This is a genomic window from Nonomuraea aurantiaca (genome assembly GCF_020215705.1).
Classification (GTDB): Bacteria; Actinomycetota; Actinomycetes; order Streptosporangiales; family Streptosporangiaceae; genus Nonomuraea; species Nonomuraea aurantiaca.
This window is the reverse complement of record NZ_JAIWNB010000013.1, coordinates 40,246-54,800: the sequence shown is the minus strand read 5'-3', so window position 1 is coordinate 54,800 and position 14,555 is coordinate 40,246. Positions and strand designations below refer to the sequence as shown.

General features: G+C 70.6%; 14 protein-coding genes. 9 read left to right on the top strand and 5 right to left on the bottom strand.

What is annotated here, in order from left to right:
• The first annotated feature begins 133 nt into the window (after positions 1-133).
• Positions 134-640 (top strand): LLM class flavin-dependent oxidoreductase, encoded by a 507-nt coding sequence (locus LDL49_RS28670; RefSeq protein WP_225295635.1) that lies wholly within the window; start codon positions 134-136, stop codon positions 638-640.
• The gene (locus LDL49_RS28665; RefSeq protein WP_225295273.1) at positions 621-803 is read left to right on the top strand and encodes a site-specific DNA-methyltransferase; all 183 of its coding nucleotides are present in this window, start codon (positions 621-623) and stop codon (positions 801-803) included. The genes LDL49_RS28670 and LDL49_RS28665 overlap by 20 nt, the downstream gene beginning before the upstream one ends.
• A gap of 13 nt (positions 804-816) precedes the next feature.
• Here LDL49_RS28665 and LDL49_RS28660 read toward each other — a convergent pair whose 3' ends face one another.
• The gene (locus LDL49_RS28660; protein WP_225295271.1) at positions 817-1,491 is read right to left on the bottom strand and encodes a TetR/AcrR family transcriptional regulator; all 675 of its coding nucleotides are present in this window, start codon (positions 1,489-1,491) and stop codon (positions 817-819) included.
• Between the two features lie 88 nt (positions 1,492-1,579).
• Here LDL49_RS28660 and LDL49_RS28655 point away from each other — a divergent pair, with 88 nt between their 5' ends.
• From LDL49_RS28655 to LDL49_RS28635, 5 genes are all read left to right on the top strand, one after another.
• On the top strand, positions 1,580-3,118 hold the full coding sequence (locus LDL49_RS28655) for an acyl-CoA carboxylase subunit beta (protein ID WP_225295269.1): 1,539 nt from the start codon (positions 1,580-1,582) through the stop codon (positions 3,116-3,118).
• The gene (locus LDL49_RS28650) at positions 3,115-3,330 is read left to right on the top strand and encodes an acyl-CoA carboxylase subunit epsilon (RefSeq protein WP_225295268.1); all 216 of its coding nucleotides are present in this window, start codon (positions 3,115-3,117) and stop codon (positions 3,328-3,330) included. The genes LDL49_RS28655 and LDL49_RS28650 overlap by 4 nt, the downstream gene beginning before the upstream one ends.
• Positions 3,331-3,332: 2 nt before the next feature.
• Entirely contained in the window at positions 3,333-5,084 is a 1,752-nt protein-coding gene (locus LDL49_RS28645; protein ID WP_225295633.1) for an acetyl/propionyl/methylcrotonyl-CoA carboxylase subunit alpha, read from the top strand.
• Between the two features lie 114 nt (positions 5,085-5,198).
• Positions 5,199-6,626 (top strand): pectinesterase family protein, encoded by a 1,428-nt coding sequence (locus LDL49_RS28640; protein WP_225295266.1) that lies wholly within the window; start codon positions 5,199-5,201, stop codon positions 6,624-6,626.
• Between the two features lie 17 nt (positions 6,627-6,643).
• Positions 6,644-7,030, top strand: coding sequence for an RICIN domain-containing protein (locus tag LDL49_RS28635; protein ID WP_225295264.1), 387 nt, complete (start codon positions 6,644-6,646; stop codon positions 7,028-7,030).
• A 49-nt stretch (positions 7,031-7,079) separates the two neighbouring features.
• Here the strand turns inward: LDL49_RS28635 and LDL49_RS28630 are convergent, their stop codons facing one another.
• From LDL49_RS28630 to LDL49_RS28615, 4 genes are all read right to left on the bottom strand, one after another.
• Complete coding sequence (locus tag LDL49_RS28630; protein ID WP_225295262.1) at positions 7,080-7,640, bottom strand: DUF4261 domain-containing protein; 561 nt, start codon at positions 7,638-7,640, stop codon at positions 7,080-7,082.
• A gap of 131 nt (positions 7,641-7,771) precedes the next feature.
• Positions 7,772-8,803 (bottom strand): hypothetical protein, encoded by a 1,032-nt coding sequence (locus LDL49_RS28625; protein ID WP_225295260.1) that lies wholly within the window; start codon positions 8,801-8,803, stop codon positions 7,772-7,774.
• A gap of 120 nt (positions 8,804-8,923) precedes the next feature.
• Positions 8,924-9,910 (bottom strand): alpha/beta fold hydrolase, encoded by a 987-nt coding sequence (locus LDL49_RS28620; RefSeq protein ID WP_225295258.1) that lies wholly within the window; start codon positions 9,908-9,910, stop codon positions 8,924-8,926.
• A 195-nt stretch (positions 9,911-10,105) separates the two neighbouring features.
• Positions 10,106-11,047, bottom strand: a complete 942-nt coding sequence (locus LDL49_RS28615) for an AraC family transcriptional regulator (protein ID WP_225295256.1) — start codon at positions 11,045-11,047, stop codon at positions 10,106-10,108.
• 82 nt (positions 11,048-11,129) lie between these two features.
• Between LDL49_RS28615 and LDL49_RS28610 the strand changes: the two genes are divergently transcribed.
• Together LDL49_RS28610 and LDL49_RS28605 are read left to right on the top strand one after the other, a co-directional pair.
• Complete coding sequence (locus tag LDL49_RS28610) at positions 11,130-11,966, top strand: NAD(P)H-binding protein (RefSeq protein WP_225295254.1); 837 nt, start codon at positions 11,130-11,132, stop codon at positions 11,964-11,966.
• Positions 11,967-12,095: 129 nt separating this feature from the next.
• Entirely contained in the window at positions 12,096-14,546 is a 2,451-nt protein-coding gene (locus LDL49_RS28605) for a beta-galactosidase (protein WP_225295252.1), read from the top strand.
• Positions 14,547-14,555 lie beyond the last annotated feature (9 nt).

The following is a 14,555-nucleotide window of genomic DNA, read 5'->3' as shown; positions in this document are numbered from 1 at the left end:
GGACAATCGGTCACTTGCTGGGTTCTCGACGGCGGGATCGCCATCATCACCGGCGCGGGCCACGGCTGGGACCTCCAGGACCTCGCGGCCAAGGTGACGACGTCGTTCCGCCCCAAGGCCGCGGCCTTCCTCCATCACTCTTCCTGGTTTCGCCGGACGGGCTGAGGAGACCGGCTTCGACGTCGTCACCACCACCGAGGTCGATCACGATCCCTTCCTGCCGCTGGCGCTGGCCTCCCAGGCGACCAGCCGGGTCCGGCTCGCGACGGGCATCGCGGTCGCCTTCGCGCGCACGCCGATGGCGATGGCGTACGTCACCAACGATCTTCAGGCGCTCTCCGGTGGGCGCTTCGTCCTCGGCCTCGGCACCCAGACCAAGCCCCACATCACCCGCCGCTTCAGCATGGAGTGGGGCAAACCGGTGACCCGGATGCGGGAGTACATCACCGCCCTGCGCGCGATCTGGAACGACTGGAACAAGGGCGAGGACGTCCGGCACACGGGGGAGTACTACCGGCACACGCTCATGACCGCGACCTTCCGCCCGGCGCCGCACGGTCACGACAATCGAGCGGCTCCACGCGCTGTCGGTCCGTCCGGAGGCCGACCGCTGGGACCGGATGGCCGACCTCGTCGATGACGAGGTGCTGGACACGTTCTGTACGAGCGGCACGCTGCCCGAGGTGGCGGCGGAGCTGCGCCGCCGGTTCGGCGGGCTGGTCGACCAGGTGCATCTCCATCCGCCGGCGGGCACGCCGGAGGCGGAGATCCGCGCTGCCCTGGCCACGCTCCACGACGGGTGAGCGACAGGTCCTCTCAGCGGGCCTCAAGGTGGGCTTGGATGGCCTCCATGACGGCCCGCGGCGAGGCCGAGCGGCTGAAGGTGGCCACCACCACCTGCTCACCTTTCTCCTGTGGCTGCTCCAGATGGCGGAACGTGGCGATGACGTAGCCGAGGGCGTGATCCAGGAGCCCGAAAGGATCGTAGGCGCCCCCGGCGCGCAGCCAGCCGCGCAGGACCTGGTTGTGCGCCGCCACGACGGAGGCGGCCATGAGCTCGGCCCGCAGGCCGGCGTCGGGCGAGTCGCCGAGCCATTCGCCGACGAACTCCCGGAACAACCGCTGGTAGCGGGCCACGCTGGCGATCTCACGGTCGCGCAGCGCTGGCACCTCCCGGACCAGGCGGTAGCGGCGCAGCGACACCTCGGCGTCGTCGACGTAGTGCGCGAGCACCAGGCGCACGGCGTCGGTGATGGCCACGATCGCGGTGTCGGCGGCGGAGGCGCGCAGGCGGGTGTCGATCCTGGCCAGCAGCGCGTCGTGGTCGGGGAAGATCGCGTCTTCCTTGGAGTGGTAATGGCGGAAGAACGTGCTGCGGCTCACGCCCGCCCGGGCGGCGATGTCGTCCACGGTGGTGGCGTCGTAGCCGTTCTCGTCGAACAGGGCGACGGCGGCTTCGGCCAGGCGATGGCTGATGCTCGGTTTCGGCACAGGGGCCATTCTTCCGGATTCAGGGGTGTCCAAAACGTACGAAACTCAGTACCGTACTTATGAAACTGAGTCCCATGGACGGTGAGGGATGAGACCACCTGACACCGCGGGCAGCCTCGCCCGCCTGAAGGAGCGGCTCGACGAGGCCGTCCACGTCGCCGAGGCGCGGGCGGTGACCAAGCAGCACGCCAAGGGCCGGCTGACCGCCCGCGAGCGGATCGAGCGGCTGCTGGATCCCGGCTCGTTCGTCGAGCTGGACGCCCTCGCGAAGGGCTCGCTCGGCTACGGCGACGGCGTGGTGACCGGGTACGGGACGGTGGACGGCCGCCAGGTGTGCGTGTTCTCGCAGGACTTCACGGTCGCGGGTGGCAGCCTGGGGGAGGTGTACGGGCAGAAGATCTGCAAGGTCATGGACCTGGCGATGCGCAACGGGTGCCCGATCGTCGGCATCAACGAGGGCGCCGGGGCGCGCATCCAGGAGGGTGTGGTCTCGCTCGGGCTGTACGGCGAGATCTTCCGCCGCAACATCCGCGCCTCCGGCGTGATCCCGCAGATCTCCCTCATCATGGGCGCCTGCGCGGGCGGTCACGTGTACTCGCCGGCGCTCACCGACTTCACCGTCATGGTGGACGAGTCCTCGCACATGTTCGTCACGGGCCCGGACGTGATCAAGACCGTGACCGGCGAGGACGTCACCTTCGAGGAACTGGGCGGCGGGCGGGTGCACAACAGCCGCAGCGGTGTGGCCCACTACCTGGCGCACGACGAGGACGACGCGCTGGACTACGTCCGGGCGTTGCTGTCGTACCTGCCGGACAACAACCTCGACGAGCCGCCGCACCCGGTGTTCGAGGCGGACCTGGAGGCCTCCGCCGACGACCTGGCGCTGGACGTGCTGGTCCCGGACTCGCCGAACCAGCCATACGACATGCACGAGGTGATCGGCGCGCTGCTGGACGACGGCGAGTTCCTGGAGGTGCAGGCGCTGTTCGCGCCCAACATCGTGGTCGGCTTCGGCCGGATCGAGGGCCGGCCGGTCGGCGTGGTGGCCAACCAGCCGATGCGGCTGGCCGGGACGCTCGACATCGACGCCTCCGAGAAGGCCGCCCGGTTCGTACGCACCTGTGATGCCTTCAGCGTCCCCGTGCTCACGCTGGTGGACGTGCCCGGCTTCCTGCCCGGCACCGACCAGGAGTGGAACGGCATCATCCGGCGCGGCGCCAAACTCCTGTACGCCTACGGCGAGGCCACCGTCCCGCTCGTCACCGTCATCACCCGCAAGGCCTACGGCGGCGCGTACGACGTGATGGGCTCCAAGCACCTGGGCGCCGACGTCAACCTGGCCTGGTCCACCGCGCAGATCGCGGTCATGGGCGCCCAGGGCGCGGTCAACATCCTGCACCGCAAACGCCTGGCCGCCGCCGACGACCCCGACGCGCTGCGCGCCGAGCTGGTCCACGAGTACGAGGACACCCTCGCGACTCCATACCTGGCGGCCGAACGCGGCTACGTGGACGCCGTCATCCGGCCGAGCGAGACCCGCCGTGAGGTCACCAGGGCGCTGCGGCTGCTGCGCGGCAAGCGCGACGCCCTGCCGCCCAAGAAGCACGGGAACATCCCGCTATGAGCACCAACGAGGACACCGAGGTGCGCGTGGTGAAGGGCGCTCCGACGCCGGAGGAGCTCGCCGCCCTGGTCGTGGCCCTGCGCCTCGCGCGACCGGCGGCCGCCGCGCCGCGACCCGCCGTCACCCGTCCACGGCGCGTGCTGCGCCGCCCCCTCGTGCCAGGCCCGCGCGGCTGGCGAGAGTCGAGCTGGAACCTGGGAGGACACCTGTGAGCCTGCGCAAAGTGCTGATCGCCAACCGCGGCGAGATCGCCGTCCGCGTCGTCCGCGCCTGCCGGGACGCGGGCATCGGCTGCGTGGCCGTCTACGCCGATCCCGACCGCGACGCGCTGCACGTCCGCCTGGCCGACGAGGCGTACGCGTTGGACGGCGCCACGCCGGGGGAGACGTACCTGTCGATCGACAAGATCATTGAGGTGGCGGCGCGGTCGGGCGCCGACGCCGTGCATCCCGGTTATGGGTTCCTGGCGGAGAACGCCGCCTTCGCCCAGGCGGTCATCGACGCCGGGCTGGTCTGGATCGGCCCGCCGCCGCCCGCCATCACCGCCCTCGGCGACAAGGTGGAGGCCCGGCACATCGCCCAGAAGGTCGGGGCGCCGCTGGTGGCCGGGACGGCTGGCCCGGTGTCCGGGGTGGACGAGGTGCTGGCGTTCGCGCGGGAGCATGGCCTGCCCATCGCCATCAAGGCGGCCTTCGGCGGCGGCGGGCGCGGCCTCAAGGTCGCCCGCACCCTCGAGGAGATCCCCGACCTGTACGACAGCGCGGTCCGCGAGGCGGTGGCGGCCTTTGGGCGCGGCGAGTGCTTCGTCGAGCGCTACCTCGACCGGCCCCGCCACGTCGAGACCCAGTGCCTGGCCGACGCCCACGGCGGCGTGGTCGTGGTCAGCACCCGCGACTGCTCGCTCCAGCGCCGCCACCAGAAGCTGGTCGAGGAGGCGCCCGCGCCGTTCCTCACCACGGAGCAGGAGGCCCTGCTGCGCGACAGCTCCAAGGCCATCCTGCGCGAGGCCGGTTACGTCGGCGCCGGGACCTGCGAGTTCCTCGTCGGCCAGGACGGCACCATCTCCTTCCTGGAGGTCAACACCCGCCTGCAGGTCGAGCACCCGGTCAGCGAGGAGGTCACCGGCATCGACCTCGTACGCGAGATGTTCCGCGTCGCCGAGGGCGAGCCGCTGGGCTATGACGACCCGCCGGCTCGCGGCCACTCGATCGAGTTCCGGATCAACGCCGAGGACCCCGGCCGCGGCTTCCTGCCCGCCCCCGGCACCATCACCCGCTGGCGGGCCCCCTCCGGCCCCGGCGTCCGCCTCGACGGCGGCTACGAGCAGGGCGAGACCGTGCCCGGCTCCTTCGACTCCCTGGTCGCCAAGCTGATCGTCACCGGCGCCTCCCGCGAGCAGGCGCTCCAGCGCGCCCGCCGGGCGCTGGCCGAGTTCGAGGTCGACGGCATGCCCACCGTGCTGCCCTTCCACCAGGCGGTCGTGGACGACCCGGCGTTCACCGCCGAGCCGTTCACCGTCCACACCCGCTGGATCGAGACCGAGTTCGACAACCACCTCACCCCCTACGCCGGACCGGCCGCCACGGCGGAACCGGCGGAGCGGGACCGGATCACCGTCGAGGTGGCGGGCAAGCGCCTGGAGGTCGTCCTGCCCGCCGGGCTCGGCGGTCCGCAGAGCGCCGGCCCGTCCAGGCCCGCCGCCCCGCGCCGCCGAGGCGCGAGTGCCGCGCGGTCCGCGCCCAGCGGAGACGCCCTGGTCAGCCCGATGCAGGGCACCATCGTCAAGCTGGTGGCCGCCGATGGTGACACCGTGCGCGAGGGCGACACGATCGTGGTCCTGGAGGCCATGAAGATGGAGCAGCCGCTCACCGCCCACCAGGCCGGCACCGTGGTCGGAATGGCCGCCCAAGTGGGCGCCACGGTCGCGGCGGGCGCGGTGATCTGCGAGATCAAGGACCCGTCGTGACCCTGAAAGCTTCATGCGTGACCTTGGGATTTCGGCTCGCGGTCGCTCGTTGAGTTGACATCCCTTTGACGGTGCCTCTTCCTCGGTGGCGACGAGAGGAAGGGGAAACGCGACATGTTCGTACGCAAGCATGCGGGCGCCGCGCTGCTGGCGGCTACGGCGATGGTCTGCGGAGCCGTACCGCAGGCCGCGGGGGCGGCGGCCGTACCCGTCGCCGGTGGCGTTTACCAGCTCAAAGTGACCAAGAGCGGCCAGTGCCTGGACGTGACGGGCGGTTCGCCGGACAACGGCGGCCTGCTGCAGCAGTGGGGTTGCTCGGGAGCCACCTGGCAGCAGTTCACGGTCGTCTCGGGCGGCTCCGGCGTCTACACCCTGCGCGCCGTCAACAGCGGGCGTTGCGTGGACGTGCCCGGCGGAGCGGCCACCAGCGGGCTGCGGTTACAGCAATGGGGCTGCGGCGACGGCACGAAGGGCAACCAGCTGTGGCGGTTCGTGGCCTCCGGCAGCGGGACGTACCAGGTCGTCAACGTGGCCACCAGCCTGTGCATGAGCGACGAGGGCGCCTCCACCGCCTCCGGCGCGTCGATCATCCAGGAGACCTGCACCGCCAACACCAACAAGCAATGGGCCTTCGAACCCGTGGGGTCCAGCGCCAAGCCCACGGTGGCGGCGGACGGCTCCGGCACCTACCGGACCGTGCAGGCCGCCGTCGACGCCGTGCCTGCGGGCAACGCCGGCCGGGTGACGATCACCATCGCGCCCGGGTCATATCGCGAGATCGTCCGGGTTCCCTCGAACAAGCCGTACATCACGCTCCAGGGACTTGGATCTTCGGCGGCCCAGACTGTGATCGTTAACAACCACTATGCCGGGGCATACGGGACATTCGGCAGCGCCACCGCCTTCGTCGACGGACACGACTTCATCGCCACCAACCTGACGATCTCCAACGACTTCGACGAGAACCCGAACGTCACCGGCCACCAGGCGGTCGCGCTCAACCTGAACGCCGACCGCGCGGTCCTGCGCAACGTGCGCCTGCTCGGCGACCAGGACACCTTCCTGGTCAACAACGCGGCCCGCGCCTATGTCGCCGGTTCCTACGTCGAGGGCACGGTCGACTTCGTGTTCGGCGGCGGCACCATCGTCTTCGACAACTGCGACGTCTACGAGAAGCGCAGCACCGGCGGCCCGATCACGGCCGCGAGCACCGACGCGGCCAAGACCTACGGCTTCCTGTTCTACAAGTCGCGGATCTCCGGAGGGTCCTCGGCCGGGACCACCACCCTGGGCCGTCCCTGGCGGCCCGACGCCCAGGTGCTCTACCGGGAGTCCACGCTCAGCTCGGTGATCAATTCCGGCCAGCCGTGGACCGACATGTCCGGCAACTCCTGGAAGAACGCCCGCTTCTTCGAGTACCGGAACACCGGCGCGGGCGCCGGCTCGAACGCCAACCGGCCGCAGTTCAGCGACGCCCAGGCCGCGAACTACACGCCGCAGAAGTACCTGGCCGGCTCCGACGGCTGGAACCCCATCTCCTGACCCCCCGAAGGACGATCATGAACTTCCGTGCAACGCTCACCGCGCTGGCCGTCCTGGCCGCGCTCGGGGTGGCCGCCGCGCCCGCCCAGGCGGCCACCCCCGTCGCCGGCGGCACCTACCAGCTCAAGGTGACCAAGAGCGGCCAATGCCTGGACGTGACGGCGGGGTCGAAGGACAACGGCGGGCTGCTGCAGCAGTGGAGCTGCAGCGGTGACAGCTGGCAGCGGTTCACGCTCCAACTCCGCCAGAGCGGCAGCGTCTGCGTCAGCTGCACGGGCAAGAGCACCACCAGCGGCTCGGCCTTCACCCCCGGCTCGTTCTATTCCTACACCCTCGACCCGGCCGCCGACGTCCCGTCCCTGCTCAGGACCTACGCGGGGCCCCAGGCGAACATCGGCGCCTGACGCTCCCGTCGCGGGCCGCGCGTCCATCACCAGTGACGCGGGCGGCCCGTCAGGGCGCGGGCGTCAGCCGGACGTATCCGTACGGGTTGAAGAACAGATCGTCCTCGTCGTAACGGTCGCACGGGCCGGTGCGCAGCGACCAGCGGGGTGCGTCCTCGGTCATCCGGAACCCGGCGCCGTCCTCGATCTCCTCGGCGCGCGGATCGGTCAGCAGGTAGATCGCCAGCGTGTCCAGGTGCGCGACCAGCTCAGGCAGCTCGGCCTTCGCCGGAGGCGCCGCACCGACCTCGATCTCCACCTCGGGCGCGCCGAGCAGGTGCATACCGCAGCTGTAGAGCACCTGGCCGTCGTGGATCGGCCGCTTCACCCAGGCGGCGACGAGCGCGCCGGCCAGGTCCTCGTCCGTGACCTCGGCCAGGCCCTCGTCTGTGAGGTCGGCCGCCTGGTCGGCCAGTGCGAGCCAGCGGTCCCGGCCGTGCGCGATCCCACTGCTCTCGTTCTTCACCGCCGTGGCGCCGGACCGCAGCAGCGCGGCAGCCGACATCGGATGGGGACGCTCCGCGATCGGGTGCGGATGCTCCGCGATGGGATGGGGATGCTGCGCGGTCATGCGCGGTCGAGTGCGGGTGCTGCGCGATCGGGCGCGGCTGCTGCGCCATCCGGTGTGGATGCTCCGCGATCGCGCTGGGAAGTTGGCGGCGCCGACCCTGTGCGGGGGCGGGCGCCGCCGGCGCGCACGCGTCAGCGGAAGTCGGAGACGCGGAACACGGCCATCATGTCCTTGGTCCGGACCCCGGAGTAGAAGGACGCCTCGGCGCCCACCCAGCCGCGGAAGGCCCCGCTGTCGTCGATGATCTGCTCAAGCGGCTTGATGTGGGAGTTGCCCGAGTAGCAGAACTGCTTGGCTTCCATGGCCAGGCAGGTGCACCAGTGCCACAGGGTGTCGCGGCGATCGCTGTTGGAGACCTTGACGAGGTAGTACTGGATGGAGCTGACGTTCGCCTTGGTGCCGCCGCCGACGTTGGGGCAGCCGCCGGACTTCTGGCAGGCGCCCGGGGACGACGGCTGCAGGTACGTCAGGCACCACGTCGTCGTGGCGCAGTTGCGGAAGGAGGACTGCTTGAAGACCTGGCCGTCCGACCGCACGATGCGATTGCCCGCCCAGGAGACCAGGTCCTGCTTGAGCGTTCCGGAGAAGGCGCGCACGGAGCTCATCGCGCGGCGAGTGGTGAGCGGGGCGTTGCTCCCGTAGCCGTATCCGTTGGTAGCCAGGGTGCCGCCGGCGAACTGCAGCTGGGCGAGCTTGCCGTCAGGCGACAGCTTCACGCGCCACTTCTCGGTCCAGGTCTGGGCGATCTTCCACCTGATGCTCACCACGTCGCCGGCCAGCGTGTACGTACCCGTGCGGGATTCGTCCGGGGCACCGGTGAAACCGGCGGCGGTCAGCACGTCGCAGGCGCGTACGCGTGTGCTGGAGCCGCCCGCCTTGGTCGCGCAGCTCGAATCCGGGACGACACCGGTTTTCTGCCTGCCCTCGGGCTTGCGCTGCCACCAGAGGTAGGTGCTCGCGCTGACAGTGCCGCCCGCCTTGAACTGGTACGTACCCAGACGCACCCAGTTCTGAGTGGACCCGGCGCGCAGGAAGCCCTGCGAGACCACAAAGTTGGCCTTCCCGCCGGGCAAGGACGACTGGGATGGTGCGGCGCTTGCCGAACTGGCCATGGGGGCCAACAGGGTGAGCGTCGCGAGCACGGCGGTGAGAACTGCGCGCACGGAGATCCTCCTCGAATACGGTCTTTACCGATTCTTGCCCATGCGGCCCTCCGATACCTGCCTGTTTGACTTATGTTCACTGCCGCTGGTCACGATTGTTGGGACTCCCGATCTGCGGTTTCAGGCCGGCAGACCGGCGAGCCAGCCGGTCAGGATCTCGTTGACCTCCACATGGCGTTCCTGCTGAACCCAGTGCCCGCAGCCGTCGAGGATGTGTGAGGAGACCAGGCCCGGCAGGGTCGCCGGGAACGCCTTGATGGCGTCGGCCAGCCAGGTGGTGGAGGCGTCCAGCGCGCCGCCGATGAACAGGGACGGCTGGGTGATGGGGGCGCCGTCGAAGCCGGCGAGGTCTTCCCAGTCCCGGTCCATGTTCCGGTAGCGGTTGAGCGCCCCGCTCATGCCGGTCCGCTCGAACTCCGCGGCGTAGACGTCGAGATCATCCTCACTGAGCCAGGCGGGCCGCCGATCAGCGGGGAAGCGCTCGCGCAGCCTCCCGCCCCGGGACACGAAATGCGGATCGGGGGAGTCGGCGGGCGGCATGGTGTCGGCGGACAGGGCGGCGTAGAAACCGGCGAGCCAGCCGCGGACGTCGGGTTCGATCTCGGCCTCGGCCCGGCCGGGCGCCTGGAAGTAGCCGACGTAGAACTCCTCCTCCGCGCCCCTTTCTCCCGCGCCCCTTTCTCCCGCGAACTCCTCCTCTGCGCCCATGCGCGCGAACATCTCGGTGGGTCGCGGCCCGCCGCGTGGGGCGTACGGCACGCTCAGCAGTCCGACCGCGCGGAAGACGTCCGGCCTGATCAGGGCGGAGTCGGCGGCGATGGTCGCGCCCCAGTCGTGGCCCACGATCACCGCCGTCCGCTCGCCCAGGGCGTGCACCACGTCGACGTTGTCCTCGACCAGGTCGAGCATCCGGTACGCGGCTACGTCCTCAGGCTTGGAGGAGCGGCCATAGCCACGCACATCGACCGCGACGGCCCGGTACCCGGCCACGGCCAGCGCCGGCATCTGGTGGCGCCAGGAGTACCAGGACTCAGGGAAGCCGTGCACCAAGAGCACCAGCGGCCCAGAGCCCTGCTCCACCAGGTGGATGCGGCCGGCACGAGTCATGACCAGCCGATGTGTGAGCTCCGTGTCTGAGGCGGGCTGGGCCATCGATCCTCCAACGCTTTCGATCCTCCCCGGCCGAGTGCACCACCGGCCGGTGGCTTTCGCGGGAATCATCTGAGAGATGGTGAGTCCGCCGCGAATCGTGTTGCCGCTTCGGCAAAACCGCTCTGAGATGCCACCCCCTTGGACTCCGGATCAGTGTGCTTGGCGCCAGAGGGACGGGCTGACGCCGCGGGCTCGCTTGAACGCCACGCTGAAGGCGAACGGGTCCTCGTACCCGACCGCACGGGCCACGGCGGCGATGGTCATGTCGGTGTCGCGGAGCAGGTCCGAGCCCAAGGTCATCCGCCAGCCGGTGAGGTAGGTGAGCGGGGGTTCGCCGACCAGGTCGGTGAAGCGGGCGGCGAAGGCGGCGCGGGACATGCCGACCTTGGCGGCCAGCGCGGCGACCGTCCACCGGTGAGCGGGATCCTCGTGGAGCAGGCGCAGCGCGTCGCCGATGGCGGGCACCGTCAACGCCCGATACCAGGCGGGGGACGCCGCCTGCGGCGTGGCGCACCAGGCTCGCAGCGCCAGTACGAGCACCAGATCCAGCAGCCGGCCCAGGACGGCGTCCTGACCGGGCTCCTCGCGGGCGATCTCGGTGGCGAGCAGATCCAGCGCTGCCCGGGTACGGGGCCCTGCGGGGATGACCGCGAGCGGCGGGAGCATGGTCAGAAGGCGGTCGCCCACGTCGCCGTAGAGGTCGTAGCCGCCCCGGATCATGGTCGTGGCCCCGGGCAGGCCGTCGCCGTAGGTGCGGGGAGCCAGTCTCCGCTGGGCCCCAGGCGGCACTTCGCTCCCGTCGAGAAGGTGTTTCCTGCCCTGGTAGAGCATGACCTGGGGCGGGGTGTCCGGGTCGTCGGCGATCGTGTGACGACCGGTGCCGCTGATGAGGGCGAGGTCGCCCGCGGACAGGCGTACCGGTGCGGCATCGGCCTCGTCGAGGCGGACCGACGCGTGACCGCCGAGCGTGGCCACGATCGTGAGCGGAGGAGCGTCGGCGAAGGTCAGCGACCACGGTGGCCGCTGGATCAGCTGCCTGATCATCGCGTTGCCGGCGCGGGCCCGATGCAGCAGATCGCTCAGGACGTCCATGGAGGCCACCGTAGACGATCACAAAGGTATTCCGGACTTTCTCCCATGGACCGTCTTGGCCTCCCTGCAGTTCTCTGGGCACATGACGAACATCCTCATCTTGGGCGGCGGAAACGGGAAAACCGGTCGCCGCATCGCCCGGCGCCTCCGGGACGCCGGTCAGCCGGTACGGACCGCGTCACGCGCCACTGGTGGCATCCGCCTCGACCTGGGCGACTCCGCGACCTGGGCACCCGCGCTCGACGGCGTCACCGCGGCCTACGTCATGGAGCCCAGCCTGCAGACCGGCGCCGAGGGCCGGGAGCGCATTCCCAGGTTCGTGTCCGAAGCGGTCGCCGCCGGTGTGCGGCGGCTGGTGCTGCTGACCGCCTCCGGCGTCGACCAGATCGACGATCATCCCCTCAAGGCGGCCGAGCAGGCCGTACGCGGCTCCGGTGTGAACTGGACCATCCTGCGGCCGGACTGGTTCGCCCAGAACTTCAGCGAGGGTCCCTGGCTACCGGGGGTCCTGGAAGGAACCCTGGCCCTGCCCACCGGCGACGGGCGCGTTCCGTTCATCGACGCCGAGGACATCGCCGAGGTCGCCGCGGCGGCGCTCACGGAAGACCGCCACAACGGGCAGATCTACCAGCTGACCGGCTCGCGGGCGATCGGCTTCGGTGAGGCGGCGGACCTGATCGGCAAGGCCGCCGGGCGTACGGTCCGGCACGTCGACGTCGCCCCCGAGGTCTTCGTCGAGCGTCAGGTCGCTGTCGGGGTTCCGCCCGAGTCCGCGTGGCTGCTCGCCGGGGTCCTGGTGGCCATCCGCGACGGCGAGGGCACTGAGGTCTCCGACGGCGTGGAACGAGCGCTCGGCCGCCCGCCCAGGCCCTTCGAGGAGTACGTCACCGAGACCGCCGCGGCCGGTCACTGGCACTGATCGAGCGCCGACCATGATGGTGGGCACCATGTCGACATGGTGCCCACCGGACCCGGCACGACGGTGACGCCGGAAAGGGGGCCGTGCGAGACATGCCGCGAGTGTTGAGCGACGAGGAAGGCCCCAGCTGTGCAGCGACTGAGTGTGCCGGGCGAGTTGGCCCCGCCCTTGCAGGGTCATCTGCGTCTCGGCGATCCGGCGCACGGGCCCGACGCGATCGAGGTGAACGCGCGCCACCTGACCCGTGGTGGCAGGCCGTGGTTTCCGGTCATGGGCGAGTTCCACTACGGCCGTTATCCCGTGGGCGAGTGGCGGGAGGAACTGCTCAAGGTCCGGGCAGGAGGAGTGACGGCTGTCTCCACCTATGTGTTCTGGAACCTGCACGAGGAGCGGCGCGGTGTGTTCGACTGGACGGGCGACCGTGACCTGCGCCGGTTCGTGATGACATGTGCGGAGCTCGGGCTGGACGTGGTCGTACGGATCGGTCCGTGGGGTCACGGGGAGTCGCGCAACGGGGGATTCCCTGACTGGGTGCTCGCCGCGGACGGTGTGCCGCGTACCGATGACCCGCGCTACCTCGAGCTCGTCCGGCCGTTGTTCGAGCAGATCGCCACACAGCTCCAGGGTCTGACGCGTGAGCACGGGGGCCCGGTCGTGGCCGTCCAGATCGAGAACGAACTGTACGACCAGCCTGACCACCTGCTCACCCTGAAGCGGATGGCCCAGAGAGCCGGAATCGACGCCCCGCTGTGGACGGCCACCGGCTGGGGCCATGCTCAGCTGCCGCCGGACGAGCTGATCCCGGTGTTCGGCGGCTACTCCGAGGCGGCCTGGGACACCGCGCACGACGGGTGGCCGCAGCAGAGCCGGGCGCACTACTTCTTCGGTCCCGGCCGCAACGACGACTCCATCGGCGCCGACCTGCGTACCGTCTCATCATCGCTCTCATCGTCGGGGACCGACGAGAGCCACCTGGCGCGCTACCCGTTCGCCACCTGCGAGCTGGGTGGTGGCATGTACACCTCCTACCATCGTCGCCCCCTGGTGACGGCCGCCGACATCGCGGCTCTGGCGCTGGTCAAGCTGGGCAGCGGCTCGGTGTGGCAGGGCTATTACATGTACCACGGCGCATCCCAGAAGATCGGCGCCCTGTCCACGCTGCAGGAGTCGCACGCCACCGGCTACCCCAACGACTGCCCGGTGATCACCTATGACTTCCAGGCGCCGCTCGGCGAGTACGGGCAGTTCCGCGACTCCTACGCCTACTTGCGGATGCAGCATCTGTGGCTGGCCTCCGACGGACCCGACCTGGCCACCATGGTGCTGACGATGCCGCCGGGCGCGCCGGACGACACCGCCGACCGGCGGTCCCTGCGCTGGGCCGTACGCTCCGACGGGCGCTCGGGATTCCTGTTCGTGAACAACCATCAGCCGGTCGAGACGCTGCCCGACCAGGAGAACGTCCGGTTCGCCGTCGAGCTGGCCGGCCGCGAGCTCGTCGTCCCGAGCGAGCCGGTGACCGTGCCCTCCGGGGCCTTCTTCATCTGGCCCCTCGCACGGCCGATCGGGCGCAGCGTGCTGCTGACCGCCACCGCCCAGCCGGTGTGCGTCATCGACGGCGCCGAGCCCGTCCAGGTCCTGACGCAGACCGCGGGCATCCCGGTCGAGCTGGTCTTCGACGGCGCCACCGTCACCGCGATCGACGGCCCGGCAACCGTGACCGACGGCGACGACGGCGGTAACGGCAGCAAGGGCGGTAAGAGCGGCGCCGGCGGCAAGGTCGTCGTGCGTGACCTGCGCCCCGGTGTCGACTGCCTGTTGCGCGTCACCGCCGCCGATGGGTCGAGGGCGCACGTCCTGGTCCTGGACGAGGAGAACGCGCTCACCGCCACCCGCGCCAAGGTGTGGGGCAGAGACCGGCTGATCCTCAGCTCCCGCCCGGCGGTCGTGGACGGTGACCGGCTCATCCTCTACGGCGGCGGGCCAGGTGATCTGCTGCGCGTCTTCCCCGGTCCCAATAAGGAGTACGACGGCTGCGAGGTCATCGAACTGCCCGCCCAGTCCGTCGAGGCGCTGTCCGCTGAGACGGTGGCCCCCGAGGCGCCCTCCGTCAAGACGGCGTCTCCCGGGGCGGGCAGAGAGTTCGCCGAGGTGGAGCAGGTGGTGGCGGCGGGGCCCGCCAGGCGGCCGGTCATCGACGCGGCGTCAGGCCGTGCCTCGGCCCCCACCGACCAGGACTTCGAGCACGCCGCCGTCTACCGGGTCACCGTGCCCGCCGTCCTGCTCGACAGCGGGGAGGAGGTGTTGCTGCGGCTCGACTGGTCCGGTGACGTCGGCCGGGCCTACATCGGCGGGCGCCTGGTGGCCGACCGGTTCTGGTACGGCCCGTGCTGGGAGATCGGCCTGCGCCGTTTCCGTGAGGAGCTGCTGGAGCACGGGGTGATCGAGCTGCGCCTCCTGCCGTTCGCGCAGGACGCGCCCGTGTACGTGCCCCCGCGGACGCGCGGGCGAAGGTGGCCGCTGGAGCTGCGCTCGGCAGAGTTCGTGCCGGTCACGCGTACCGTGCTGGAGATGAAGTGAGCGCCCGCT